The organism is Candidatus Nanosyncoccus alces (assembly GCF_004138395.1).
In the GTDB taxonomy this organism is placed as follows: Bacteria; Patescibacteriota; Saccharimonadia; order Saccharimonadales; family Saccharimonadaceae; genus Nanosyncoccus; species Nanosyncoccus alces.
The window spans coordinates 1-26,411 of sequence record NZ_PRLM01000006.1 but is presented as its reverse complement, the minus strand read 5'-3'; the positions used below and the strand labels follow the sequence as shown (position 1 = coordinate 26,411).

30 protein-coding genes and 2 tRNA genes are annotated in these 26,411 nt (G+C 42.2%); 12 read left to right on the top strand and 20 right to left on the bottom strand.

The genetic code is table 11. The features are described from left to right. Positions 1-42 precede the first annotated feature (42 nt). The 5 genes from G3RUM_RS02745 to G3RUM_RS02725 all read right to left on the bottom strand — a co-directional run bounded on the left by G3RUM_RS02745 (position 43) and on the right by G3RUM_RS02725 (position 7,363). On the bottom strand, positions 43-3,273 hold the full coding sequence (locus G3RUM_RS02745; RefSeq protein WP_129735141.1) for an ATP-dependent helicase: 3,231 nt from the start codon (positions 3,271-3,273) through the stop codon (positions 43-45). Next, entirely contained in the window at positions 3,264-4,043 is a 780-nt protein-coding gene (locus G3RUM_RS02740; protein ID WP_129735139.1) for a hypothetical protein, read from the bottom strand. Before G3RUM_RS02740 ends, G3RUM_RS02745 begins: the two co-directional genes overlap by 10 nt. A 20-nt stretch (positions 4,044-4,063) precedes the next feature. Further along, entirely contained in the window at positions 4,064-4,615 is a 552-nt protein-coding gene (gene nrdG / locus G3RUM_RS02735; RefSeq protein WP_129735137.1) for an anaerobic ribonucleoside-triphosphate reductase activating protein, read from the bottom strand. Further along, a complete protein-coding gene (locus G3RUM_RS02730; protein WP_129735135.1) occupies positions 4,615-6,810 on the bottom strand; it encodes an anaerobic ribonucleoside triphosphate reductase in 2,196 nt (731 codons plus the stop codon). The genes nrdG and G3RUM_RS02730 overlap by 1 nt, the downstream gene beginning before the upstream one ends. A 476-nt stretch (positions 6,811-7,286) precedes the next feature. Next, a tRNA-Val gene (locus tag G3RUM_RS02725) sits at positions 7,287-7,363 on the bottom strand. Between the two features lie 40 nt (positions 7,364-7,403). Here G3RUM_RS02725 and prfA point away from each other — a divergent pair. Further along, positions 7,404-8,447 carry a peptide chain release factor 1 gene (gene prfA, locus G3RUM_RS02720; protein ID WP_129735133.1) on the top strand — a complete coding sequence of 348 codons (1,044 nt, stop codon included), beginning with the start codon at positions 7,404-7,406 and terminating at the stop codon, positions 8,445-8,447. Further along, positions 8,419-9,084 (top strand): N5-glutamine methyltransferase family protein, encoded by a 666-nt coding sequence (locus G3RUM_RS02715; protein ID WP_129735131.1) that lies wholly within the window; start codon positions 8,419-8,421, stop codon positions 9,082-9,084. The genes prfA and G3RUM_RS02715 overlap by 29 nt, the downstream gene beginning before the upstream one ends. On the opposite strand, the gene G3RUM_RS02710 is transcribed toward G3RUM_RS02715, so the two are convergent. Further along, positions 9,059-10,309 (bottom strand): S1C family serine protease, encoded by a 1,251-nt coding sequence (locus tag G3RUM_RS02710; RefSeq protein ID WP_129735129.1) that lies wholly within the window; start codon positions 10,307-10,309, stop codon positions 9,059-9,061. The genes G3RUM_RS02715 and G3RUM_RS02710 overlap by 26 nt on opposite strands. A gap of 9 nt (positions 10,310-10,318) precedes the next feature. Further along, positions 10,319-11,101 carry a hypothetical protein gene (locus G3RUM_RS02705; RefSeq protein ID WP_129735127.1) on the bottom strand — a complete coding sequence of 261 codons (783 nt, stop codon included), beginning with the start codon at positions 11,099-11,101 and terminating at the stop codon, positions 10,319-10,321. Between the two features lie 57 nt (positions 11,102-11,158). Here G3RUM_RS02705 and lepB point away from each other — a divergent pair, with 57 nt between their 5' ends. Beyond that, on the top strand, positions 11,159-11,827 hold the full coding sequence (gene lepB / locus G3RUM_RS02700) for a signal peptidase I (RefSeq protein WP_129735125.1): 669 nt from the start codon (positions 11,159-11,161) through the stop codon (positions 11,825-11,827). Between the two features lie 3 nt (positions 11,828-11,830). Here the strand turns inward: lepB and G3RUM_RS02695 are convergent, their stop codons facing one another. Further along, positions 11,831-12,988 carry a DNA recombination protein RmuC gene (locus G3RUM_RS02695; RefSeq protein WP_129735123.1) on the bottom strand — a complete coding sequence of 386 codons (1,158 nt, stop codon included), beginning with the start codon at positions 12,986-12,988 and terminating at the stop codon, positions 11,831-11,833. Between the two features lie 40 nt (positions 12,989-13,028). Between G3RUM_RS02695 and G3RUM_RS02690 the strand changes: the two genes are divergently transcribed. Then, positions 13,029-13,104: transfer RNA gene (locus tag G3RUM_RS02690), tRNA-Thr, on the top strand. Positions 13,105-13,132: 28 nt separating this feature from the next. On the opposite strand, the gene rbr is transcribed toward G3RUM_RS02690, so the two are convergent. Both rbr and G3RUM_RS02680 read right to left on the bottom strand, forming a co-directional pair. Beyond that, a complete protein-coding gene (gene rbr / locus G3RUM_RS02685; protein ID WP_129735121.1) occupies positions 13,133-13,678 on the bottom strand; it encodes a rubrerythrin in 546 nt (181 codons plus the stop codon). 19 nt (positions 13,679-13,697) lie between these two features. Continuing rightward, on the bottom strand, positions 13,698-14,459 hold the full coding sequence (locus tag G3RUM_RS02680) for an SDR family NAD(P)-dependent oxidoreductase (protein WP_129735119.1): 762 nt from the start codon (positions 14,457-14,459) through the stop codon (positions 13,698-13,700). A gap of 55 nt (positions 14,460-14,514) precedes the next feature. Here G3RUM_RS02680 and G3RUM_RS02675 point away from each other — a divergent pair, with 55 nt between their 5' ends. Next, positions 14,515-15,138: a cation diffusion facilitator family transporter gene (locus G3RUM_RS02675; RefSeq protein ID WP_129735118.1), complete on the top strand. Its 624-nt coding sequence runs from the start codon at positions 14,515-14,517 to the stop codon at positions 15,136-15,138. A gap of 23 nt (positions 15,139-15,161) precedes the next feature. Here the strand turns inward: G3RUM_RS02675 and G3RUM_RS02670 are convergent, their stop codons facing one another. Beyond that, complete coding sequence (locus G3RUM_RS02670; protein ID WP_129735117.1) at positions 15,162-15,587, bottom strand: hypothetical protein; 426 nt, start codon at positions 15,585-15,587, stop codon at positions 15,162-15,164. A 78-nt stretch (positions 15,588-15,665) separates the two neighbouring features. Here G3RUM_RS02670 and G3RUM_RS02665 point away from each other — a divergent pair, with 78 nt between their 5' ends. Beyond that, the gene (locus G3RUM_RS02665; RefSeq protein ID WP_129735116.1) at positions 15,666-16,199 is read left to right on the top strand and encodes a DUF5684 domain-containing protein; all 534 of its coding nucleotides are present in this window, start codon (positions 15,666-15,668) and stop codon (positions 16,197-16,199) included. A 369-nt stretch (positions 16,200-16,568) separates the two neighbouring features. Here G3RUM_RS02665 and G3RUM_RS02660 read toward each other — a convergent pair whose 3' ends face one another. Both G3RUM_RS02660 and G3RUM_RS02655 read right to left on the bottom strand, forming a co-directional pair. Next, positions 16,569-17,474, bottom strand: coding sequence for a tyrosine-type recombinase/integrase (locus tag G3RUM_RS02660; RefSeq protein ID WP_129735115.1), 906 nt, complete (start codon positions 17,472-17,474; stop codon positions 16,569-16,571). A gap of 37 nt (positions 17,475-17,511) precedes the next feature. Further along, the gene (locus G3RUM_RS02655; RefSeq protein ID WP_129735114.1) at positions 17,512-17,811 is read right to left on the bottom strand and encodes a hypothetical protein; all 300 of its coding nucleotides are present in this window, start codon (positions 17,809-17,811) and stop codon (positions 17,512-17,514) included. Positions 17,812-18,143: 332 nt separating this feature from the next. Between G3RUM_RS02655 and G3RUM_RS02650 the strand changes: the two genes are divergently transcribed. Both G3RUM_RS02650 and G3RUM_RS02645 read left to right on the top strand, forming a co-directional pair. Beyond that, a complete protein-coding gene (locus G3RUM_RS02650; RefSeq protein ID WP_129735113.1) occupies positions 18,144-19,313 on the top strand; it encodes a hypothetical protein in 1,170 nt (389 codons plus the stop codon). A 3-nt stretch (positions 19,314-19,316) separates the two neighbouring features. Further along, positions 19,317-19,868: a Bsp6I family type II restriction endonuclease gene (locus G3RUM_RS02645; protein WP_129735112.1), complete on the top strand. Its 552-nt coding sequence runs from the start codon at positions 19,317-19,319 to the stop codon at positions 19,866-19,868. Between the two features lie 8 nt (positions 19,869-19,876). On the opposite strand, the gene dcm is transcribed toward G3RUM_RS02645, so the two are convergent. The 7 genes from dcm to G3RUM_RS02610 form a co-directional block, all read right to left on the bottom strand. Continuing rightward, positions 19,877-21,022, bottom strand: coding sequence for a DNA (cytosine-5-)-methyltransferase (gene dcm, locus G3RUM_RS02640; RefSeq protein WP_129735111.1), 1,146 nt, complete (start codon positions 21,020-21,022; stop codon positions 19,877-19,879). Positions 21,023-21,089: 67 nt separating this feature from the next. Next, positions 21,090-21,437 carry a hypothetical protein gene (locus tag G3RUM_RS02635; RefSeq protein WP_129735110.1) on the bottom strand — a complete coding sequence of 116 codons (348 nt, stop codon included), beginning with the start codon at positions 21,435-21,437 and terminating at the stop codon, positions 21,090-21,092. Positions 21,438-21,446: 9 nt separating this feature from the next. Continuing rightward, a complete protein-coding gene (locus G3RUM_RS02630; protein ID WP_129735108.1) occupies positions 21,447-21,800 on the bottom strand; it encodes a hypothetical protein in 354 nt (117 codons plus the stop codon). A gap of 242 nt (positions 21,801-22,042) precedes the next feature. Then, entirely contained in the window at positions 22,043-22,264 is a 222-nt protein-coding gene (locus tag G3RUM_RS02625) for a phage holin (RefSeq protein ID WP_129735106.1), read from the bottom strand. Next, positions 22,264-23,220: a GH25 family lysozyme gene (locus G3RUM_RS02620; RefSeq protein ID WP_129735104.1), complete on the bottom strand. Its 957-nt coding sequence runs from the start codon at positions 23,218-23,220 to the stop codon at positions 22,264-22,266. The genes G3RUM_RS02625 and G3RUM_RS02620 overlap by 1 nt, the downstream gene beginning before the upstream one ends. 9 nt (positions 23,221-23,229) lie before the next feature. Continuing rightward, a complete protein-coding gene (locus G3RUM_RS02615; RefSeq protein WP_129735102.1) occupies positions 23,230-23,481 on the bottom strand; it encodes a hypothetical protein in 252 nt (83 codons plus the stop codon). Positions 23,482-23,577: 96 nt separating this feature from the next. Then, positions 23,578-24,198, bottom strand: coding sequence for an alpha/beta fold hydrolase (locus G3RUM_RS02610; RefSeq protein ID WP_129735100.1), 621 nt, complete (start codon positions 24,196-24,198; stop codon positions 23,578-23,580). A 93-nt stretch (positions 24,199-24,291) separates the two neighbouring features. On the opposite strand from G3RUM_RS02610, the gene G3RUM_RS02605 reads away from it, so the two are divergent. The 4 genes from G3RUM_RS02605 to G3RUM_RS02595 form a co-directional block, all read left to right on the top strand. Then, positions 24,292-24,720, top strand: coding sequence for a hypothetical protein (locus tag G3RUM_RS02605; RefSeq protein WP_129735098.1), 429 nt, complete (start codon positions 24,292-24,294; stop codon positions 24,718-24,720). Further along, complete coding sequence (locus G3RUM_RS03810; RefSeq protein ID WP_164998348.1) at positions 24,689-24,895, top strand: hypothetical protein; 207 nt, start codon at positions 24,689-24,691, stop codon at positions 24,893-24,895. Before G3RUM_RS02605 ends, G3RUM_RS03810 begins: the two co-directional genes overlap by 32 nt. Further along, positions 24,852-26,150: a DNA modification methylase gene (locus G3RUM_RS02600; RefSeq protein WP_164998347.1), complete on the top strand. Its 1,299-nt coding sequence runs from the start codon at positions 24,852-24,854 to the stop codon at positions 26,148-26,150. Before G3RUM_RS03810 ends, G3RUM_RS02600 begins: the two co-directional genes overlap by 44 nt. Further along, on the top strand, positions 26,134-26,411 hold a 278-nt coding region (locus tag G3RUM_RS02595; protein ID WP_164998346.1), incomplete at its 3' end, for a hypothetical protein. The genes G3RUM_RS02600 and G3RUM_RS02595, both read left to right, overlap by 17 nt.

Sequence of the window (26,411 nt, the reverse complement as noted above, 5' to 3'; positions counted from 1 at the left end):
TTTTCATACTATAACAAAATTCACTATTTTGTCAATTTACCCCTATCGTTCAAGAAGTTTGTCAACAAAATTTTTTATATCTTTTAGTCCCAGCGTATTATCTCCTGGCCTAAATATTTCAGCATCATCCATGAACTCCAGGCTCTCTACTGCATTATATATAGCGCGCATTAATTCAATTAGCTCTTTCTCATCTGTATCGTTAAATTCATAAACCTTATCATACACTTCTTCGTCTTTATCCGGAGTTACAAATAATATATGAGCCCGCTCCACTTTATATTTTTTGTAAGTTGGTGAATTATTTAGTAATAGCTTGTAAAAACCTAATTGCAGCATATATTTATATAATGTTGCGTGCGAACGCCATTTTTCTTTATGATAGCCACCGGTTTTAAAATCATAAATTTCAATCGTTTTAGCAGTGTCATCTACTACTATATGGTCAATTTTACCTGTTACCGGCACACCATCGATAGATAGTTTCTCTGGTGCCAAATTCACTTCCGCCTTACCTTGTCGTAAAATTTTACCGAATTTTTCGAGAGAAACCGTCAAATCCGCCGGCCCTTTTTCACGAATTTTCTGCATTGTTTCACTTGATAAGTCTTTTTTATCCAACTCCGTCAAAAAATATTTGATTGCTTCTTCATTCGAAATCTTACGATTAGTCACCGCCTCAAAAGTTTTATGAACTAAATCGCCAAACGCCAAGGCCTCTGTCTCCGGGTCCACTGGCGCACGTAAAATTTGTCGTTTAAAAAACTCCATCGGCCCAGCATACACTATATCTATAAAAGAGGTTAAACTCGACGCCGACATTCGCCAATTTTTCACCCGCTCCTTATAAAGTGCTCGCATATCAGGCGACGGTTTAGTATAAGGAGTTAGCCAATGTTTTAGTGTCTCTGCATTTTCGGAGCTAGCAGACGCGCTCGCTTCGTAATGACAAAATACGTTTCCCGCTGGGATTAACGGCGAAACTACTTTGTCATCATCTAAGTACTCCCCTAAATATTCTAATCTATCTGGAGACTTATCATTAAAATCGTGCAGCGAATTCGTAATGTATAGTGTCTCCTTCGCCCGCGTCAATGCTACGTATAAAATTCTTAATTTTTCACCATCCGTAATACCGGTATGTCTTATCTGTGCCAAATTCTTCGGCAAAACCAATAAGTTATTGTTCCCTTTGCCTTTTCCCCAAGCTACATGATCCGCCGAAACAATAAACACGTATTTAAATTCCAACCCTTTAGCCTTATGCGCGGTCAGTATCTGTACTGCTTCATCTGCATCTTTGTAGGGGCTAGTCTTATTTAAAGTCATCTCGGCAGCCTCGTAATCGTCCATCATTGTTATTAGATCACCTAGTCTCAAACTTTTTTCACCAAAATGTTTTCTTAATTTACCATTCAGAGCCGCCAAATTTTCATACAAGGTAAAAACACTATATTCGCCTTTATCCGAATAGTACTTTAGCAGCGGAGAACAATATTCGCCCAATTCCGCCGCCCCAATTATATAATTCAGCATTATTTCTAACGGTTCAGTAAAGGACTTTGCAACCAAGTTCGCAAGCCACTCCGCCACCTGCTTGATTTTCACATTTTCCGTTTCACCTAGTACTTCAAATACAGACTCATGGTCCTTCCTTGCCTGGCCAACCAAACGTATCACCTCCAACATCGGTAGTTCGAAAAACGGATACGACAAAATCTCCAAAATCGACGTATTTTCATTCCGTTCACTCGCAATTTCGTGTACAAATCGCGCTAAGGTGAAAATTTCATGTACTATTTCATCCTCGAATAAGTTATCTCGTTTTTCGTAAGCTATCTTTATCTCTGGATGTGATTTCAAGAAAGGCAATAATGGCATAAAATATTTTGTCTTATATGAAATTACTGCAATTTCATCTTGTTTTACGCCCTTTTTAATCAACCTCGCAATCTCGCGTGCAACAAAATCATACTCCATATCAGAAGACAAAAACTCATGTCGATAAATCTGTGTATCGGCTGGCGCCGGTTTATGCGCAATTAATTCCTTATCTGCAAACCGGTCTGCCGCTTGGCCAATGATTTTTCGCGAAAAATCCAAAATTTCTTGTGTGCTACGGTAATTTTCTACTAGTGGTATGACGTTAGCCGAATAATGTGCCTGAAAATCAGTCAAATTAGTCGAAAGTGCCCCCTGAAACTCGTAAATTGCCTGATCATCATCCCCCACCGCCATTATCATCGGCTTCTCATAGTCCGTCAATTGTTTGATAATCATAAACTGCGACGGATTGGTATCCTGAAATTCATCCAACATAATAAACTGGTAACGTTCCTGCAAAGTTAATCGAAAACCCCGATCGGTTTTTAAAATCCGCACCGCTTCTTCAATCATGTCATCAAAATCATATAGTCCATTTTTGCGCAAATATTCATCGTAATCCCCCATTATCCTAGCCAAGCTAGCTAGTTTCTTATTTGCAACACGATCTTTCAACCGATAATTTCCTTTTTCGTCTTTTTCGAAATATTTGTCCTTCCAACTAGATAACGGCTTTATTTTTTCGCTCGTTTCCGCCTCAATCATCGCAGTTTTTAAATCTCGCGCTAACCCAGCAATAGAACGCTCTACCGTAGGCAAAATCGACCGAACTTCAATATAATTAGCCAATATTTCATAAATTGGTTGGTAAGCTTTATCATAAGATTCTCTGAATGCCCGCGGGACAATGTTCGCCAACAACGGAGATATCGCTTCGCTAAGCACCTTAGAATCTTCTAAATTTTGTTCTGCAATTCTCTGCAGGTCATCCGCAGAAAGCCCGGCAGATTTCGCCGCAGAAATCACGCTGATAATGTCTTTTACATTATCTCCGCGCAGAATATCTCGCCCCGACAAACCACTCTGAATCTCCCGTACTATCTTAAACTGCGTTACTTCGTCTATTGCTGAGTCTAACTTCCTATCATAATCTTCTGCGTAATTTTTATATTGCGTCAAAATATCCGTACCAAATGCATGATAAGTGCCAATATTAACCTTCAGCCCGTCTTTACCAACAATGCTTTTTAATCGTTCACGCATATTGGCTGCGCCAGTTTCAGTAAAAGTTAGACACAAAATATTTTCTGGATTGGTATCGGTATTTTTTAATATGTAAGCTACTTTTTCGGACAACAATTGAGTCTTGCCAGTGCCCGGACCAGCCAAAACTAAAAGTGGGCCAGCCAGATACTCTACAGCCTCTCTTTGTCTGGCATTTAGGCCCATCTACCACTCATCTCCATCAATTCACGTAACTTCTTTGCCGTTTGCGGAACTTTTATCTCTCCACGTTTAACCCGCTTAAGAGCTGATATACCTTCTACCGTTTTTTCCGGTCGTGCATCAGGATCCCTGCTGAGCAACAGCCCAAACTCATAATTACGTGAAGGCAAAGCGCAAGTAAGCCTAAGGTCGCCCTTACCACAAACTAATTCTACCGTTTTCGGCTCAGCTCCATTCGCCAAAAGCAACGCCCTCATCTCTTCCTCTACCGCCTTCAGAAAATTCTCGTGCTTCTTGGTGCCAGGAACTAAGTTTAGCAAACCCGCCAATATGGCATAAACATTCTTCAAAGCCCCGCACATCAGCACCCCCAATCGATCGTCCGTTCTGTCAAAAGTCAAATACCCAGTGCCGAACAACCCTTCGATTCTCTCATCGGTAGCAGTCAGTTTGGTCTTTTTGGCTGCTTTAATATCGTCTGCAAACCCTGGTCCACTTAATACCATATAATCATCAAAACTAATAAATGCTTTGTCGGATAATATTCCTTTTGTTGCGACTATAAGAGGCTTATCTTTTGGCAAGTATGGTAAAACATGCGGCGCCGCCTTTGAAGGCACACACAGTACTACATACTCGGCGCTCGCCACTACGTCAGACAAACTTTCACGCTCCAAACGCGAATCGTAATAGTCAATATCATAGCCCTTATCAGCTAATATACCTCCAAGTGCCGTACCAAAAGCCCCCGCACCTAAAATTGCAATCTTCATATACTTATTATATCAAAGCCTTATTCAATACTTATAATTTCACCGGTGCCCTGTTTAAACTTTAGCAACCTCTGATTATTCGAACCCCGAAATCTTAAATTCAAATCTTTCCTCTCCAATATGAATGGTCCGTCAATCAAAGCGTCCAAAGATTTCAAAAATTCCCATGGCGCACCACCATATTCTTTAATAATTTCGTAAGTAAAGCCCGAAAAACTCCACACGTCCCATCCTAGCTCTTTCCTAACATAATCCGCAATCTGTTTACAGGCTTTCGCCTGTACAAAAGGTTCTCCGCCACAGAATGTCAATCCAGCCTGTCCTTTAAAATGTGATAAACTCTCCGTTATCTCGTCTATCGGTACCAAAAAACCATCTTCATAACTCCAAGTTTCCGGGTTCTGGCACCCCTTGCAGTGATTTGGACACCCTTGCGTCCATACCACTGCACGCAGTCCATCCCCGTTCACTATGTTATCATGCTCAAGCGGGCCAGCGAGCCGGATGCACCCATCCGGCGTTTCTAGCTGTTTAGAGAGTTTTTCTAGCGAGATTTTATGCCAATCTACCATTATTCACCCTTAGCACAATTGCATACCTTTTCAAAAGGAAGATCTCCCTCTAGCCGTCCACAGTGTGGACATCTATCTCCCGTGATAATTCCCGAGAACCCACAAACTGGGTCGCGGTCTACGGGATGGTTTACCGAACCATAACCAATTCCTTCGTCATGCATCTTGCGAATCACTGCCTCGAACGCAGCAATATTCTGAGACGGATCACCATCAAGTTCAATATAGGTAATATGCCCAGCATTGCACAAGTTATGATAGGGTGCCTCTATCTCTATCTTCTCAAATGCCGAAATTGGATAATACACTGGCACATGGAACGAATTAGTGTAAAATTCACGATCTGTCACGCCTGGAATTACGCCAAATTCTTTACGATCGATTTTAGTGAAACGTCCAGCAATACCTTCAGCCGGCGTTGCGAGCAATGAAAAATTCAACTTGTATTTTTTACAATATTGATCACACTTCTCACGCATATGGGCAACGATATCTAGTCCAAGATCTCGCGAGTCTTCATCTTCGCCATGATGCTTGCCAGTCATGGCCACCAAAGTTTCAGCTAGACCAATAAAACCAATCGATAAGGTTCCATGCTTAATCACTTCACGCAAGGTATCATCCCACCCCAATTTCTCTGAGCCAAACCAGTTTCCTTGGCCCATCAAAAACGGGAAATTCCTCACATGTTGATTAGCTTGGAATTCAAACCTTTCAAGTAACTCATCCTTTACTAGATCCATCTTTTCATCAAGCTCTTTATAAAACCCTTGCCAATCAGCCTCTTTACGTTCCCCCAAACAAATCCCGTGGTGAATTCCGATTCGTACTAGATTCACAGTAGTAAACGATAGGTTACCTCTACCTGTTACAATCCCATCAGATTCTGGAAATACCGAGGCGAATACACGTGTTCGACAGCCCATCGTTGCGATTTCTGTACGATAATCACCTTTTTTGTAGTACTTTAGGTTATAAGGCGCATCTATAAAACAGAAATTTGGGAACAACCGTTTAGACGACACTTCCATAGATTTCTTAAACAAATCATAATTCGGATCTTCTGGATTATAGTTCACGCCCTCTTTTACCTTAAAAATCGAAATTGGGAATATTGGCGTCTCTCCTTTGCCCAAACCATTCTCTGTAGCCTCCAAAAGATACTTAGAAACTAAACGACCAGCCGGCGTAGTATCAGTACCAAAATTAATCGAAGTGAACGGTACCTGCGCCCCAGCCCGCGAGTGCATAGTATTGAGGTTATGGATGAAACCTTCCATCGCCTGGAAAGTTTCTCGTTCGACATCTTCGTTAGAAGCCTCAATCGCCTCCTTCGGCCATTTAGCTTTTTCCAACTTTTTATCATCACCGTATTCGTAGGTATCCTTGATTTCCAAATCAAGCTTTTTCCCGACAAACTTATTATACTTACCAAGATTTCGCTTTAACGCTTTACGAAAAGACTTGTTTACACCCGGCGCCATCGCATAATCAAAATTCGGAATAGATTGGCCGCCATGCTGCTCGTTTTGGTTAGCCTGAAGCAATATCGCAGCCAGCGCACCATACGAACCAATCGAATTTGGTGTGCGCAAATGTCCATGGCCAGTGTTAAACCCACCGTTTTCAAACAGAACAAACGGATCACTCTGGCAGCACGTCAACGTACCAGTCGCATAAAAATCTAAATCATGAATATGAATATCGCCATTGTCGTGTGCCAAGGCAATATCTGGGCGCAGCATCAAGGATTTTGCGAATACCTTAGACCCCTCCGCGCCAAACTGCAACATCTTGCCCATTGCAGAGTTGCCGTCAACGTTTGCGTTGGAACGTTTCACGTCAGAGTCTTCGCTAGCATCTGCGTGTGAAATTGTACGATAAATCTGCATGAGATCAGATTTTGCTTCACGACGACGCGAACGCTCTTGGCGATAACGAATGTATTCTCGCGCTGTTTTTTTAAACTTCGATTCCATCAGAACTTCTTCTACCAGATCTTGAATTTGCTCAACATTTGGCGTACGTGCAGTAATTTCTTCCTCGGCACGCTTCAAAACCTTCTCAGTCAAAGCCTTTGCTCGATCCGCCTTAAACTCTTCTGTTACAAGCCCAGCCTTCGCGATTGCGTCGGTAATTTTCTCAGGATCAAATTTTACAATCTTCCCATCGCGCTTTACTATTCGTTTGAACATTTAACCTCCTTTTGCGTTCAAATATTGTATGACTTTCTCCATATGTTGCGCCTTATAATATATTCTTCACCTATATACTATACGCCACATATAGTGCTTAATATCTAATATACACCACTAGATATGGATTTTCAAGACTTTTTATGCTTATTCTTGCACAGAAAAATGGTGACCATTGTATAAGAAGAACAAATCGTTATCTCGTTATGCGAAAAAATTTCCTCACAAGCAATAAACCTCTTTTGCATACAAAAAATTTAATGGTTACGCAGTTAGCATAATACTCACCTGGCTTATAAACTTTGTAGACCCTTCTGTTACGCTATACATTGGCGTATTGTTTGTCTTCGTCACCTTATTGTTACAGGGGATCCTCACAATAAAAAGAACACAGGGCAGAATATAACGACCATCCCGGTGCGCGCGACACCGGGATTTTTACAATCTCAACCAAAAAAATACTTCATCAGTTCTTATGGTGGATCTTACTGGGCTCGAACCAGTGACCTTACGAATGTGAATCGTACGCTCTAGCCAACTGAGCTAAAGATCCTCATCCTAAGAAAACCAATGAAGTATGCTATAATTATACCATGGATTTATCAAAAATTAAAACTGAACTACAAGATATCGAAACTTTCCTGGCTCACCCAGATGCCTATAACAATCCAGACTTTGCCGCTAAATCTAAACGCGCCAGCCTTTTGCATGAAATAGTTGATCTAGATGCTAAAATCACCCAAGATGAAGAGAATCTAAAGGAAGCCGAAGAATTAGTAAATGATCCAGAACTCGGCGAAATCGCTCGCGAAGACATCAAAAACCTAAAACAGTCTATTGCCGCCGCCAAAGAACACCTAGAAGAACTTCTGATTCCTCGTGACCCAGCCGATGACAAGCCTGCCATCATTGAAATCCGCGCTGGCGCCGGCGGTGATGAAGCTAGCCTCTTTGCTGGCGAACTGTACCGTATGTACTTAAAATATGCCGAAAACCACAACCTAAAATCCGAATTAATCTCCAAAAACGAAAACGAAGCTGGTGGCATGAAGGAAGTAATTTTTAAAGTTTCTGGAGATAACGCCTACGGTCAACTCAAGTTTGAAGGCGGCGTTCATCGCGTCCAACGTGTCCCAGTCACCGAAAGCCAAGGTCGCATCCATACTTCCACTGCTACCGTCGCCGTGCTACCGGAAGCCAGCGAACAAGATCTCGAAATCAAGTCCGAAGATCTCCGTATCGACATCTATCGTTCCGGCGGTCACGGTGGCCAAGGCGTCAATACAACCGATTCTGCCGTCCGTATTACTCACTTGCCTACTGGACTCGTCGTCGCCATGCAAGACGAGCGCAGCCAACAACAAAACCGCATCAAGGCTATGAATATTCTGCGCTCCCGTTTGTTAGAGAAAAAGCGCGAAGAAGAAATCAAAAACGCCTCTGAAGCCCGCAAATCCTTAATTGGTACCGGCGACCGTAGCGAAAAAATCCGCACCTACAACTTCCCTCAGGACCGCATCACTGATCATCGCATTCACTACTCCCGTAGCAATATCCCAGCCGTCATGGACGGCGATATCGATGATATCGTAAAAGAACTCATCAAAAATGAACGCGAACTTACCCAAAGCCTATAAACTCGGCCATCAAAACTTTTACGGTCGTGATTTTCTCGTTACCCCAGACGTGTTAATTCCTCGCCCCGAAACCGAACAAATTATCGACACCGTTCTAAATTTAGCTGGCAAACCATATCTTCCAGGCGTAAAGCCCGGCAAAAATCAGCTACCAGAAAACCCAGTAATTCTAGACGTTGGCACTGGTTCCGGCTGCATTGCCATTACTCTCAAAAAAGAACTTCCCAACGCGCAAGTCTACGCCACCGATATTTCCGAATCAGCCCTTAAAGTCGCACAAAAAAACGCCCAAAACCATGGCGTCTCTATACATTTCATTATATCACACCTTCTCGATAATGTCAAGTTTACCCCTAATGCAATTGTCGCCAACCTCCCCTATGTAGACGAAACTTGGGACTGGCTAGATAAAGAAGCTCTCTCTCATGAACCAAAAACAGCCCTCTACGCCGAAGACAACGGACTGAAGCTTATTAAAGAATTAATTACTCAATCCGCCGCCCGAAATATCCCCCACCTCATTCTCGAAGCCGACCCCTGCCAACACGAACAGATCATAGACTTTGCCATCAAAAAAGGTCTCCAGCACCTAGAGACCCGTGGTTTTATTCTTACTTTTTATAGCCCTCGAGTGTAACATTCACCGCAATCTCATTTCCCTCGCGAATCACGGTTAGTTGTACTGTGTCGCCCGGTTTATATTCGCCAATTAAGTCAGTCAGCGTCCCCGCTTCCCCCACCTTTACACCATTCACCGCTGTAATAATATCTTTGTCCTTTAGCCCCGCTTTCGCTGCCGGGCCATCTTTTACAATCGCCGAATAGGTAGAAGAACTATATAAATACGCCCCGGAATTCACCGGTAGGTTGTACGCCTTTGCTATCTCTGGTGTAATTTCCGCTGCATATACGCCCAAATAAGTGCGCTCCGCCGAACCGGTCTCGATCAGCTGCGCCAACATACCCTTCACGCTAGAGATCGGGATTGCAAAGCCCATATTCTCTGCCGAAGATGAAACCGCCGTATTAATACCGATCACCTCGCCTGCCGCATTCACCAATGGACCACCCGAGTTACCAGAATTAATTGCTGCATCTGTCTGAATCATATCGCTCAAAGTCTCCGTGCTATATCCCGTCCCATCAGAAGCTGTAATTGACCGCCCTAAACCAGAAACCACTCCCACAGTTACCGTATTTTGATATTGCCCCAAAGCATTGCCGATTGCCATCACTTGTTGGCCCACACTTAACGTCTTTGAGTCCCCTAAAGTCGCCGCTGTCAAATCAGATACATCCTTAATCTTCAAGAAAGCCACATCGTTCAACGGATCCGTCGCTACCAATTCTACATCTTCATAGCTTGTACCGTCGTCTAACACCACACTTATGCTCGTAGCACCATTGATTACATGCTTGTTGGTAAGAATATATCCGTCGCTCGTCACTATTATCCCTGTACCAGCCGCTGCCGACTCATAATCTTGCCCGAAAAAATTCGTAGTTTTAGTAGATGTTACAATAGATACCACGCTCGCTGATACCCTTTCAGCAATCTCCGCAATTGAACCCTCCACAAAATTCGCCGAATTTCCATCTACTCCACTATTCAAAAATGTAAGAGGCGTAGAAGATTTCTGATAAGCCATTATCCCTAATCCTAGACCACCGGCCCCTAATGCCAAAGCCACTATAGATATCGCCATCGCCGCACCACCACTACATTTTCCGCTACATTTTTTTGGCTCTATGTCGATTTCCCTCGGAACCTCACTGGGCGCCTGTTTCACTTCTTCACCTCCGTTATTTTCCAAAACTTTGTTTTCTGCTTCAGAAATTTCGCCCTTTTGATCATTTTTCATTTTACCTCCTTAAATATTAAATATTGGATTGCTAAACCAAATCACGATTGCGCCAATCAAGACCACACCGAACACTACTGGGCCTAGAATATGCTTAAACCTAAAGTCGTCTTGGTATTTAATCATCGCCTGTCGCGCATAATTATATACAAAGGCAAAGATAGTCAAAACTATCGCAACCTGCGGGATCCTCACTCCACTCGCCCCAAAAGTATAGATTATCGACCAAGACTGGCATAGCCACGCCACTTCAGCAAATACTAATCCGCACACCAAAGTCGTCAAAGTGAAATCTTTGTCGCTACTTTGCACCAATATATGCCGGCTAGCCGCATACCCTACCAAAAACGCCAACAGTACCACCACTGTTGCATCCAAATTTGCTGCCATTATGGCCGCTGCGCTCATTCCCAAAAAAACTGCCACGAGAGATTGCACCAAAGCTGCCTTCTCTGAAGACATCGGCTTAATAAATAAAAGCCACGCACAATAAAACAAAGCGAGCAATATATCCACCGACATCAACGCAGATCCCGCATAATATACCAAAAGAACCACACTTACGCCCACTATTAAATCCACTAAATTTGACTTAATGTTTAGCCACAAGTATCGCCCCCGTACAGCAAACACCCGCCACTTAGATACTAGTACTAGCAACAAACCCAACACTGGACTAGCTGACAACACAGTCACCATTACCGCACCCACGCCAAGCAAGATATTCAGAAAAATATGCACCATGCCGCTAGCAATATTGCGCGACTTTCTAGCTAATACATAATCTGCCATACCATCATATTATAACACTTATTTTAAAATAGGCTTAAAAATGTTATAATAGGCTCCATGGAACCAACTTTTTTTCAGAAACATCCACTCCTCAAAGATATACTTAGCTTAGCACTGTTTGTTGGCGCTATCGTAATTGGCACCATGTTCCTAAACACATATATCTACCGTTCGTACAACGTTGTCGGCGGGAGTATGGAAAATACCCTCCATCAAGACGATCGCGTAATCGTCAATCGCGCGGCAGTGTCTTGGGCGCACTTCACCGGGAATGAATATGTACCAGAACGCGGTCAGATTATTGTATTCCTTAATGAAGATGAAGCTAAAGTTGCCGAATACAAGGCTCAAGGCATTTCTAACCCTATGACTTGCACTATACCATCCAATGTCAACGACCAATATATCATCAAACGTGTCATTGCTTTCCCGGGAGAACGCGTCACTGTCAAAAACGGAACAATGACTATCTATAACGAGGACCATCCGGAAGGTTTTGTCTATGACACCGAGTGGCGTACTTCAGATAGTGATGGCCCCAAAGAACATACATCGGGAGAAGTGGACATTATCGTACCAGAAGGCGAGCTTTTTGTCTCCGGCGATAATCGCGAAGGCTCCAATTCTTGGGATTCCCGCAACGGTCTAGGAACTATACCATACTGCCGCATCATCGGCCCAGTCGTTCTACGTCTCTTCCCTTTTGACAAAATCCGCACGTTCTAAAGATTAAATCTCACCAATTAGCTTCACAGATTCACTCTCTGGCAATTCTTCCACGTTTTTGAGTTTTCGCTCTATTTGTCGCGAAGTAGTTTTAGCGCTTTCAATTTTATTAGCCGATTCTTGAAGCTTCTTTTGTACACCTTCTAGTAAGTCTGAAAATTTTCCAAACTGGGTTTTCACCGCGCCAAGTGTTTGCCACACTTCAGCCGAACGCTTCTCTATCGCCACTGTCTTGAAACCCATCAAAAGTCCATTTAACGCCACCGGCAAAGTAGACGGGCTAGTTATAGACACATGGTATTTTTGTCGTACTTCATCACTCAACCCCGGTATTCTCAGAATCTCCGCGTACAAGCTCTCTGTTGGTACGAACATCATCCCAAAGTCCGTCGTCATTGGCGGGTCCAGGTACTTAGCAGAAATCTTCTTCGCCTGCTCTTTCACGTCTGCGGCTAAAGCTTTAGAATATTTTTCAATTTCTGTCTTGTCGCCATTGTCATAAGCTGCTAAAAGCCTAGAATAATTTTCCACCGGGAACTTACTATCTATCGGCAAATAAATCGTACTTTCGCCATCTTTACCTGGCATCTTTATCGCAAATTCCACCCTATCTGCGCTACCTTTTTTAGTGGCAATATTTTCCTCATATTGCGCTTTATTCAAAATGTCCTCAATAATCGCACCTAGTTGCACTTCACCATAAATCCCTCGCGTTTTCACGCCTTCCATCACTTTTTTCAAATCTCCTACACCGGTAGCTAAATTTCTCATCTCGCCCAAACCTTGGTACACTTGCGTGAGCTGTGTAGAAATAGATTTAAAACTTTCATTGAACCTCTTTTCCACACTCGCCTTTAATTTCTCATCTACCGTCTCGCGCATCTCTTCCAGCTTTTTCTCATTACCAGTACGAAGCTGTTCTATGCTCTTAGCATTACTATTTTGCATCCGCTCCAAATTTTCGTTAATCTCCTTACGATTTTCACGAAAATTACGATCTATTGCCGGATTTATTTTTCCCACTTCGCCCTCTACACGAATTAGTCGCTCTTCCATCGCCTTAAAATCCGCCGATTTTTCTGGCTGTGCTGCCTTCCTAAAAATCAACACCAGCAACAAACCAATAATTATTACCCCCAAAACCATTAACACTATATCCATGGCTTCATTATATCATAAAAGTGTGTTATAATATCGTCATGCCGACTTAGCTCAGTTGGTAGAGCAGCCGCCTTGTAAGCGGCAGGTCGTCGGTTCAAACCCGACAGTCGGCTCCACAAAAAAATAGCCCCGTAGGGCCATTTTTTAATAATTTTCTGGTTTTATCTCAAAATACGATTGTGGGTGATTGCAAACCGGGCAAACTTCCGGCGCATCTTTACCAATCACAATATGCCCACAGTTGCGGCATACCCAAATCACATCACCGTCTTTCGAGAAAACCTTTTTATCTTTTACATTAGCCAGCAGTTTACGATAACGTTCTTCGTGCGACTTCTCAATCTTCGCTACACCTTCAAATTTCTCTGCTAATTCCGGAAATCCCTCTTCGCGCGCCGTCTCAGCAAATCCAGCATACATATCCGTCCACTCGTAGTTTTCACCATCCGCCGCTGCCTCCAAATTAATCTCAGTATCTTCTACCGCGCCACCGTGAAGCTCTTTATACCACATCTTAGCGTGCTCTTTTTCATTTAGTGCAGTCTCAGCGAATATGGCCGCAATTTGTTCAAAACCATCTTTCTTCGCCTTTGACGCAAAATAATCATACTTATTACGCGCTTGGCTCTCGCCGGCAAAAGCTTTCTCTAAGTTCTCTTTAGTTTTAGTTCCATCATATTTGGTTTTCATGTTTTCTCCTTTCTATAAATTAAATACAGGTATATCCACCGTCGACTGGCAATACGACACCAGTTACATAAGAGGCTTCTTCCGACGCCAAGAACACCACCGCCGCGTCTAGCTCTCCTGGCTTACCGTAGCGTTGCATCGGCACCATTGTCTTAGCAAATTCCTGAAACCTATCGGTATCTAACACTGCAGTAGTAAGCTCCGTATAAAAATACCCCGGGCAAATTGCATTACAGGTAATACCATCTGTCGCCAGCTCCGCCGCCACTGCACGCGTAAAGTTTACCACTGCACCCTTAGAAGTATGATAAGCCACCGTATGGATCTCAGTATTCCCCACCAAACCATACATCGACGCAATGTTGATAATCCGCCCGTATTTATTCTTCTGCATAATCTTCGCAAAAGCTCGCGTCATCTTAAACACCGAAGTTTCGTCTGTAGCAATAGTAAAGTCCCACTCTTCGTCGGTCATCTCTACCACACCTTTGTCCTTAGAAGATCCAGCACAGTTTAATAGAATATCTACTTTTCCAAACTCTTTTTCCGCCGCCTCAGCTGCTGCGTCAATATCTTCTGTAGATGTTACATCACATTTTAGCGCTAGCACTTTCTCTGCCCCAGCTTTAATCAATTTCGGTTTGAACTCCTCTAATCTCTCTATCCGTCGCGCCAATATCACAAGCGATGCTCCTTGTCGCGCAAACGCCAAAGCCATTTGCTGGCCCAAACCAGAAGACGCTCCCGATACTACTGCTACCCTTCCTTTCAAACTAAACATTTTCCTCCTTTTCTTATCTCTCTATTATACCAAATTCATGCTAAAATCATAGCATATGACAAAACCAGAAACCACCCACAACCACACCGTCATTAAGGCCGGCTCAATTGCCATTTTTGTGAATTTATCGCTTGCGGTTTTCAAAGTCATTGTAGGGCTTATTTCCAACTCCCTTGCTATCATGTCCGATGCCATCCACGGGCTAATCGATACCGCCTCTGGTATTATTGTTATAATTAGCGAAAAACTTGGCACCAGCAAAAAATTTCATAAATCCCATGAAGAGATCGAGCATATCGGCGCATTACTTATTGCCATCATTATCATTATCGTGGGCATTCATATCCTCATTGAGAGTATCGAAAAAATTATCGATCCCGAGGAAGTTGAATATTCTGTTCCTGTTATCATTGTACTCATTGGCAGTATTATCGCCAAACTTCTACTTAGCCGATATTTAAAGCATACCGGCAAAAAAGTAAAATCTAATACTCTCGTCGCCAGCAGTGTAGAAACTCTAAACGACAGCATCATCAGCGCCGCCGTGTTAATCTCCGCTATCATTTATCTCATCTGGCACGTAGATATCGAAGCCTACGTTAGCATTATTATCTCTATTATTATCATTCAATTTGGTCTAGGGCTAATTTTCCCAAAACTCAACCATCATCACCACTAACATATAGTGTAATACATTATATATTAATCGTAAGAAAATGCGTACGAATAATTATTCCTTTCCGCATCATACCAGAAATACACCTTACCACTTCTAGCCTCATCCACTATTTCACCACCATCATCCACCACTACAAAATCAAACGCGATATAAAACGCCCCGTCCTCATCTGATACCCCATAATCCGTCATTCTTGCTACCGTCTTGCCATGCGAACTAATATCCAAATTCTGCACAAAATTCTTCGCCAGTTCATCAAACACCGTCAAATAAGTTTGTTGCTCTGCTGTCATCATCTTACTTTTCATTTCTGTCATATTCCACACGAATGCCGAAGTTATACCTATGATTACCGCCACCAATGCCACAATTACCATGTTTTTGAACCTATCTAAGTTAAACTCGCATGCACCTTTTTTCTTTGTAGATTTTTTCGTAGTCTTTTTCATAATTCTCCTTGCTCTAATTTTATCACATTAAACATAAACTTCATGTTATAATATATTCAATACATAATAAGGAGTCTTATGGGAACTAACAACCTCACTGTCACCGACGCTGCCGTCATTGGCGGAGTAGCTGGTGCAACACTCGGCATGATTGTTGCACTTGGCCTAATACTATTTATTTTGTTCGTCATCGCTAGCTGGCGAATTTTCAAAAAGGCTGGCGAGCCAGGCTGGAAAGCACTCATCCCTATATACAACACCTACATCATGTTTAAGATCGTCAATATGAAGAACTGGTTCTGGTGGATCTTAGGTCTCAGCGTTGTCGGATCTATCGTTGCCAGCATTAATAATTCTGCTAATTTTTATTATATGAGCGGAGTCGAAGTACAAACCACCAGCATCTCCGAAGTCCCGGCCATCGTGATTGCCACTATGCTCATCGAGGCAGTAATTGCTATCTGGACCGGCATCGTTTACGCCTATCGCACATCGAAGGTCTTCGGCCATGGCATCGGCTATACTATTGGTCTAATTTTTCTACCAAATCTATTCTGGCTAATTCTTGGCTTCGGCAAATCCAAGTACGACAAGAAGGCCCTCAAAAAATAAATTCTTTATATGAAATTCCCGGCCACCACAGCCGGGAATTTTTGCCAGAATAGCAAATTTCGACAGAAAAAATGGAGCCGCGAACCGGGTTTGAACCGGTGACCTCATCCTTACCATGATAGTGCCTAGCTGGTTGCTAGTTCTACAAGGTAAGGTGCGAGATAAACGACTCATGGTTTAGCCTCCACTAGAGATTCCAGTTTGTAGCTGAAAAATGATTTGTTATCTTTTACCGAAAGCTTAAGGCTCGCACCTGTAAACTACGAACCCTTTTGTTAAACTTCCGATATCTATTATAACATAAAAGTCGGAAAATTATTCAAAAACAATGAAAAATCAGCCCACTTTTTGGCTGATTTTTATGATCAACTATGCCACTGCGACGGTCGTATGCTTTGACATATGAATCGCGCGTAAATCCTCATCTACGACATGGGTATAAGCCATCGTGGTTTGGATGCTCTCATGACCAAGAAATTCCTTAACGTAAACCACATTAGTGTTATTACGGAGTAGATCGGTAGCAAAAGAATGACGCAAGGTATGTGGATGAACAGATTTACGTAATCCTGCCTTTTCAGCGCAGTTTTTCACTACCATTTGTACCACCTCGTTTGAGATCCTAGCGCCCTTATTCTGTTCAGAGATAAAGAGAGCCGGCGAATTATCGTTTCTTAGCGCCATATACTCGTCAATGTATTTATGGGTTTCATCATCCATAAAACAAAGCCTGGCCTTATTACCTTTCCCGATAATCGTAAAGGTATTATCCCCGGGCTTAATCTGACAAGCATTGATTGCGCATAATTCTCCGTTACGGATCCCGGAACTGAATAAGAGCGAAAGTATTGCTCTATTTCTATATCTTTTAAAACGCGAATACCCTGCCGATTTTTTGAACGACGCCTCGATCAACTTTTTTACCTCATCAACTTCAAGGAAATCGACAACCGTTGCGTCTCGCTTAGGAATCCCGATTAACTCATGATTGATGACCGGGTAACCCTTTAGTTGGCAATACTTAACGACAACTCTTAATTTAATAATATATCCGCGAACGGTATTTGGCTTTTTATTCTTAGAAAGCCAATCTTTCCATTTACGAATTTTGTCGAATGTTAATTCCGACATCATGATATCTTCTCCGAAGAACTCGAGAAGTTGCTTAAGTGCCAGACCATGCATTTCCTCGGTGCGATCTGACTGGTTTTTGTAGACGATTTGCTCCACCCGAAATAGCTCGAAAGCCTCAGTTAATGAAATATCTGACTTCATTATTCACCTTTCTGCTAGGCGAAGCCAGTTTCTCAAACTAACTGCGTCTAGCGTTAGTTCTTAATTGATGAGATAGTAACCAAGACAGATATTTGACCGGGCAACGACCTTTTAGGGCTATTTCGACACAACTATAGATTTGATCTTCTGATAGCTCATAGGCGGCCTTACAATAGAACGCTCGCGCACCAGTGCTACCAATCTTGCGACACACCGTATCCGCAATTCTATCAGCACGCTCTATTTGATCACGCGTTTTTGGTCTTTGTACATTGTCATTGTTATTCCTCTTAGAGGAATATTCATTGACAATGTCATTGAGGCTTGGACTGTTCATAATTACCGCTCCTGAAGAATCTCGCAAAAATACACGCACTCGTACCTCCACGAGAGATTAGTTAATATTAGTGCGCAATTCCTTTCCGGAGAAGAATTGCTGGAAGTCCTAAAAAAGCTCCTATTTTTCGTCATAGGAGCTTTGGCTCCTAAGGCGGAGCCGAATTATACGCAATATCGTTAATACTAATTATAACTTAAGTATAATTATAAGTCAACGAATTCGATCCACGATCGTATTGCCTAGGATGCTATCAAATATGTCATAGAATGACATACATATATCATAACATATTTTGGCATCTATTTCAATTTTTAGGAGATTATGATATAATGTTAATAGATAGCAAGGGCTACATTATGAACAAGATCATAACAGTCAGAAAAACAGATATACTTAAAACTATTTATTTTGTTTTAGGTATTATTCAGAAACAAAAAGGCTCGTCAATGGCCGGATCATTAAGCTCCAAAGGTGACTTGATGGGCGGAATTTTTGATAGATGGATCAATACTTTTCCGGAAAGGATTGTGTTTGAAAAGATTATGTTTCCGGAACTAAAAACGGATAAAATAGTCGAACCAATTTCTGATTTTTATTCATATGATCCTCGAAAAGCAGGTATTGCTCCAGATTTAATCGGAATTAAGGTAGATAAAAAAGTAATACCTTTTTCCATTTTTGATGAAAAGTGGACTGCAGTGTCCGGAATGCCACAGATTGAGATAAAAACATTTAAAAAACAAAAACAGAAAATGGTCTCTTTGAGAAATCAAGGTTATGACGATAAATACCTCATTATGGTTGAAAACGACCTCAGAATAGACTACCTTTTGCCATATTTTATCCCAGAAATGTACTCTGAGGAAATTTACAAAGAAATGACAATGAATAATGAAAGCTTTGTTATTTCTAACGAAAATGGCTTACTGGGCGAACCGGTAAAAGTGCACGATCCTGGGGATGAACTTGGTACGATTCAGCTTATAAAAATAGCAAAAGCCTCAGATTTTATGAAATGTTCAACTTTTTGTGATGAGAAAGTTGGGATTCAAAATATTAAAAATATTGAAGAGAGAGAATCGGTCAGAGGCATAAAAAACGACGAGATATCACCCTTATCAAAATATTGCAGTAAAATGTCTTGGGGATTGTATCGTTTTAATAAAAACTGGTTCGACAATATAGATGATAATGGCATCCCGTATTACATAAAAACCGGAAATAAAGTCCACTACAAATCACTCGATTTTTACGCAGATAATCCGGATAAGATTTCAGTCGTTAAAAAATCTAGAAATTCCATGTATCTTTTTTCCGAAGAAGATAATATGCTGAATAATACGAAGTTAGAAAAAGGCAAATACTACAAAGTAGACTTCGCTATTCTCGAAAGAGGTGGCGGTAGTGAATATTTCTTACAGAAAGAGCTTGTTAAATTTATTCCAGACGCAGAATGTGAACTAATGAATGAATTAAATAAAATAATCGAAAGGAGCTAAAAAATGAGAACAGTAAAAGTAAAATTAAAAAATGGCATCGTCGTCTCTGGTGACGAATTTGACGATAATGACTTTCTAAAACTAAAAGATATTTTCAAAAAATGGCAAAATATGAATTCTGACCTGAATGCATTGAAAGGCAGGAGTTTGAACGTCCCAGATGTTTTTAGTGAAGCACTTTTTTGTTTGGCATTTAATGCCGTACGTACTAATGCTGAACCCGGAGCGCATTCCTATGACTGCGTCATTAAAGATACTGGCGAGGGAGTACAAGTCAAATCGGCCTCGATTCCAAATGACTGCACATCATTCGGTCCAACTTCAACGTGGGATCTACTATATTATGCTGATTTTGCTCCGAATGGCTATGTCGATGGAAATGTATGGTTTTACAAGATAGACTCAGAAGATGTCTACGGCTTAGTCCTGAATCAAGCGAAAAACGAAACATTTGCAGACCAACAAGCTCAAGGGCGCAGACCGCGCTTCTCTATTAAAAGCAGAATAATTAACGCAAAAGGGCTTCAGCCAGTTAAAAAAGTTTCGCTATTGTAAACTAGTGACTATTTTATGATGTCCAAAATTTGTTCTGCGATCATTTTAATAACAGGAACAGAGACTGCATTTCCAGCTTGCTTGTAAAGATGACTGTTTCCATAAGTTTTAGTTCCATTAAAGGATGTCGGGAATACATACCCACGACCAGCCGGTAGACCTTGAAGCCTAAATGTTTCTTCTGGAGTAAGCTTGCGTATACCATTTGGTGTTAGAATAAGAGGAACGTTGTGTCCGCCGGTCCCCATATTCGCAGTTAATGTTGGACAGACGTTACTTTGATTCTTTCTTACATATTGACCGCGACGCAGTTGGTAGAATTGATACATCTCAGTAATATCTTCTTCGAGATTAATGCGAATTCCATCCTTACTTCCATTCTTGGCGAATTCTTCTTCGGTCATAAAATAGTGAGGGTATTTTTCTTTTGTATAAAAATATTTTGGATCATCAACAGAATAATCGATGATGTTTTTGATCTGCGTTGCCCTTTCAGTTGCATCAAAAGTCCTTTTGAACTTATCTAAATTATCATATAGAGTAAATTTGTCTGCATCATCTTTATTAAGAAAACACATAATATAAATTCGTTCTCTGTTTTGCGGAAGCTCAGAATAGGACATAGTATTGAGCACCGCTTCTTTGACGGTGTATCCGCAATCTTCTAGTTTAGATTTAATTACCTTATAGGTTCTTCCATGATCATGCGCTTTAAGATTCTTCACATTCTCTAAAAATAGTACCCTTGGCTTTTTATGGAATTTTTCATCAAGTTGGTTAATTAAATCGATGAATGACATAAATAAGTTGCCACGCTCGTCATCGAAGCCTTTTCTTTCGCCAGCGATACTAAATGCCTGGCAAGGAAAACCGCCATTAATAACATCTATAGGTTCAGATAAAGCCTGTTCGTGTAGCTCTGTATATTTTTCGATGTCATCACTATTTTCTGGATGAAGAACGAAGTTGATATCCCCCTCAATTAATGGGTGAGAGAAGTTCTTTCTATAAGTTTCACAGGCGTAAGGATCTATTTCATTAGCCCATGCTATCTCGTACTTTGCTTTTTTATTTTTCGAATCAAGAAAGCCTTGGCAAATACCACCAATACCGGCAAACAGACTCGCTACACGAATTGTGCGTTTAGCTTCCATATTCCTCCACAAAATATTAACTTATTATTATTATACCATAGAATGATTAATTTCACAGTAATAACTATCATTGATTTTTTAGATATACATCCATTGCCTCCTTAACTCCACATTCTGGGCAAATCTCGGTCTCGTTATCTTCACGAGAGAGCGCCGGATATTCTGTGAACTCTTTCTTGCATTTTGGGCATCGCTGAATTTCCAGAATTTTATAAGTAAGAGTTTTTGGAAGCCTCTCAAGTTCCCATCGTAAAACATCCAAATCGTCATAGCGCCTCGCGTCAACCAAGAACGACGAGTATCGCTCGTCCGTGCGCAGACGCTTTCCATTCGCATCTTTCTCGCCGACATAATACCAGATGTCTTTGTCATGAATAATCCCGATCACATATTCGCAGATTCCAATATAGCTCATAACTTCTCCTTATAAATCAATAATCGAATAGACAGTCGCCAGCCCGAACTTTCGACCTAAGTCTTCCCACATACCATCAGGGTAATCCTGCTGTAGAATATGCCAAACTGGATAGTTATACTCCAAGGCAATCTTTGCGACATCTTTCGGATCAACCATTATGTGACAGTCGTAGCCGGTGGTAGTTTCACCCTCAATCATAATAGGATCGCTTTCTTCGGTCTTGGCGATCTCCTCTAGGTGTTTATACTCGGCCACAATAGCATCATTGACGAGCTTAACCGCCTCGTCGAGCTTTTCGTCGTTGCGGCGCTTAATTGTTTCATCCATCTCTTGGATGGCAGTTTTCTGATTATTTTCCATAGTCCTCCTAAAACTCTACCTCATCGTTCTCGAGCGCCTCGAAGAACTCATCGGTCTTGGTAATATTTAGCGGATCTGGTAGATCCTGCACTTTTTTAACTTGTATTTCCATAATTCTCCTTAGTTAATCTATAACCTGCGAGGCCGCGATACCGCATCGAGAGGAGCGGCCTGCTCGACCGGTTCCACAAATCGCGGCCGGATCCTCGCAGGTGTTTGTATTTAACCTTAATTTGAGATTTTTACAAGTCTTTTTCGGGGTTTTCTTTTCGGTCATAAACTACCTTGGAAATGCCGAAAATAGCGCCTAGAAAGAGCTCTACGGCCGACAGAGTCGTAAGTATAGCTTCAGTCGGCAAATTCCAATGCCAAGCCTCAGCGAGCGTAGCAAAGAATACACCGAGTGCCGGCATGAAAACGGCCACAAGCCAACGCAGGGCTTCATATACCTTATCTGGTAACATTATTTCACCCTCACTTTCTGGCCCGGATAGATTTTGTTAGGATCAGGAATACCGGAAAGCCTCGCAATCTCCTGATAGGTCGTTCCATACTTCTGGGCGATTCCCCAAAGCGTGTCGCCTTTTTGGACGGTATAATAGACCGCGGAACAGTTTTCGGCAGTTGAGGCGCCTGAAGAACCGGCAAGCCTCTGGTTAACGATATTTTGAACAGCGCCGTAATCATATCCGGCCGCGGTTAGACGATCCTTGCGTTCCTGACCATTCCCCCAGTCGCCACGAATGACTTCAGTAGCCAAATCTTCGTTGGATTTTCTAGCTGGAGCCGGAGTAGGCGCTGGTGATGGAGCCGGGTTGCCAGATGGGTTGGCATACTTATCCCAAGCCGCCGCGTCACCCATAAAGACATCGCGATCCAAACGACCACCAGAGCTAGTGTATTGCCAAATAGCGTAGAACTTCCAAGGCGAAACATCCCAGATGAATTGAGGAATATCCCAACTATCACGATTGTCTGGATAACCGGCTACCCAAAGGCCATAATCACCATTTACGACAGATGACCAGTCTGCAGCCTTGATAACACTGGCGCTCATATAAACGAGAGGCTTCACTCCAGTTAATTCCTTAACGTGGTTCAAGAACTTCAAGCACCAAGAAGCGTGCTCGTGATATCGGCCATTCTGATTCTTCTCCCAGTCAAGAATGAGGATAGCCTCGCCGATATATCCTTTGATATTACGGACAAAGAAATCAGCCTCGGCAATAGGATCACCACCCGAAGCGTAGTGGTAGACACCGAGTTTCAGTCCTAGCCTTTTTGCGATTTGGTAATGCCGGTCGCAGGATGGATCGACAAAAGTCGTCCCCTGAGTAGCCTTACAAATAACGAATTGTGCGCCAGTAGAGGCGATATCGAGATTCGCTTGCCAATGCGAAATGTCAATTCCTTTTAGCATAAATACTCCTTAATTAAGTAGATCCGCGATCACATAACTGATAAGCGCGGTAATTATACAAGTTAGAGCCGTAGTGAGAAGCGTTCGCGTTAGTAGACTGCGCTTAACTTCGGCCTTAAATTCGTCTAGCTCCCTACGAGTAACACGATCGTCCATAATTTCGTCGAACTTGCGATTGATAAGCGCGACGGTATCGATAATCGTATCCATCTTCGTCTCGAGTTTAGCGACTTTGACTTCAAGATCGTTTTCCGATGTCACATTTTGCTCCTAGATTTAGTTGGCCAATAAAAAATCGGCATATAGAGCCGCAATCTGGAGCAATAAGGGTACACATGAACTTATTGCTTATGGTTATTATATCACATTTTTGAAAATATATTTTGACGTGGCCTCAAGAAAATCTTCAAACGATGAACCGGAGAAATGGTGATCTGCTCCTCGCTGAATATTTACAGTACCCAAATCCTTAAATAATTCTATATGTTCCACGGAGGGATCTTTTTCCCCAATCAAAATAATGTTTGAGTCTTTTGGGCGTAACTTTAAGCTTTTATAATCATTGAGGTCAAGTAAAGTAGCCGGATTTATGAGTAAGATCTTGTCAATATAATCATACATAGAAGCAACAGAGCCTATCATATAAGCGCCAAGCGAATGGCCTAAGACATGCAAGCGTTTTTGAGTCATATCATAATTCTTCTCGACAAAGTCTAACACCTCAAATAAATTTCTGAGGTGGTATCCTCCTAGGTTGTATGGATTACTCATTCGAATTACAGTAGCGCCATAGTTCAGATTGGTATTTTCTGCAATTTGTAGGTATTTATTCTTGTATCCATCCAAAGAACCATCCACGCCAGGAATAATTAATAATAGCTCGTCACTAGTGCCGTCATGAATTGATATCTCAATATTAACATCGTCATCAAAGTAAGCGCCTTTTTGAACGTAGCTAATTATCGTATTACGCATCATTACTCTAATTATAACATTTATGGTATAATATAAAGTAATCAATTGCGGCTCATAACGAGCCTCTTTTTTTATCAACTAAACAAGGAATACGGAATGAAAAACATTTCACTCCGGGAGCTAGAGACGCTGACGACCACGCGTGTCGTTTGTGACCGCTTTGCTACCCGTAAAGGTAGATACATAACCAAGTATCGGTATCTAGAAGTTCTAGAGCAAACCATGTATGCGCTAGACGATATTTTAGTCGACCGAGGGCTAAATAAAGACTTCTGGGCGCGAGTACGCGGTAAAAGGTTGTACCTTTTCTATCTGCCACTAAACCGAATTGCAATCGAAGTTGGAATCGTCACCGATGAAGCCGAAGATGGCTTCCGGAAACGATTTGAGATGCAGTTTGTTGGATATCGTGGGAAGTTCCCACCGGAAACCATCGCCGACTTAATTGAGATTCTCGAAGAATCTAGTCGGAAATATCAAGAAAGGAGATCTTATGATAGAAATCATCAACGCAAAATCAGATAACGACGGCCAAGTAGTCGTTCATATCCACAAACAGGCTATCGACGTGACAAAAAAGGTTAAAGACGGCGAAGCCGAAATAAATGTTTACGGTAAAGAATATAAAGTCCGAGTTCAGGACGGAAAGGATATCAATGGAATATCGAAAGCTCGAAGATTTAAGAAAATTAGAAAATAATCCGCGCAAAATCAGTAGCGAGGATTTTCAGATTCTTGTAAAGTCCATCAAAGATAATCCGGACTACTTCGAAGCGCGGCCACTTCTTCTCTCCGATCGTACCGGCGAACTTGTAATCCTTGCCGGTAATCAACGATATGATGCTGCAAAAGTTCTAGGCCTAAAAGAAGTGCCAACTTATCTTTTGAAAGGCCTGACCGAAGAACGCGAGCGAGAAATCGTCATTCGCGATAACGTCAATAATGGCGAGTGGGATATGGACAAGCTGGCCGAAGAATGGGGAGATGTCGACCTCTCCGACTGGGGTTTAGATATTGAGCTAGATGAGTCGGAAAAAGAGATCGAGGAAGATATCGCACCGGAGTTAGATGAAGAAAATGAGCCGATTAGTAAATACGGCGAGGTCTATCAACTCGGCGAACACCGACTGATGTGTGGCGATTCTACAAAACTTGAAGATGTCACCAAACTCATGAACGGCCAGATAGCTAGTCTGCTCTACACCGATCCGCCTTATGGTGTGAACTATACGAGTAAAAAATGTGGCTCCATCAAGAATGACGACCTCAAAGATAATGTTCTCTACGATTTTCTATATGACGCATTCTCTGCCGCCGAGGGCTTCGTATCGCCAGAAGCGGCGGTCTATTGCTGGTTCGCGAGCAGCAATCACATCGAGTTCAGAAAGGCGCTCGAGGATGTAGGATTCGTCTACAAAGAGGAACTCATCTGGAATAAGGGTATGACGCTCGGTCGCTACGACTATCACTACGCGCACGAAGCTTGTATGTACCTCTGGCGTAAAGACCATCACGCGAAGTGGTATGGCGGACGCGACAAAAAGACCGTTCTCGGTCTTAAGCGCCGAGATCTGAACGAAATGAAGAAAGAAGATCTCGTAAAGATGCTTGAAAACTTCCGCAACGAGTCAACAGTCTGGGATTTTGACCGCGATAAGGTAACGACCTATGTTCATCCTACTCAGAAGCCGGTCACGCTCGGCGCGAACGCGATGATGAATAGTTCAAGACCAAACCAGATCGTGCTTGACCTCTTTACCGGAAGCGGAAGTTCCATAATCGCCGCCGAGCAGACAGGTCGAATCTGCTACGGCATGGAGCTAGATCCAAAATTCTGCGACGTAATTCGCAAGCGCTACTTCCGCTACATCAATAAAATTGGCCCGGACGAAAGTGACGAGGGCTGGCAAGAATTTACGCCAAAAGTGGAGGCTAAAAATGGCAAAAAAGACTAAAAAATCCACCGATTGTACACAATCGGTGATTAAGCGCGATAACAGGGGAAGATTTGCTGCCGGAGGCAAACCGCAAAATGGCTTCGATAAGCACCCGGAAAATATCTACGATATCACCGCCGACGGCAACTTTAATCCAAAGCAATCTCCGCGTTATCATCTGCGCAAAATCTTCGCCATGCCACGCGAGGAAGCCAAGAAACGCATAATGGCTTCTGAGGTTTTGAAAGACTCGTCATACGGAGAATACTTAGCGCTTAA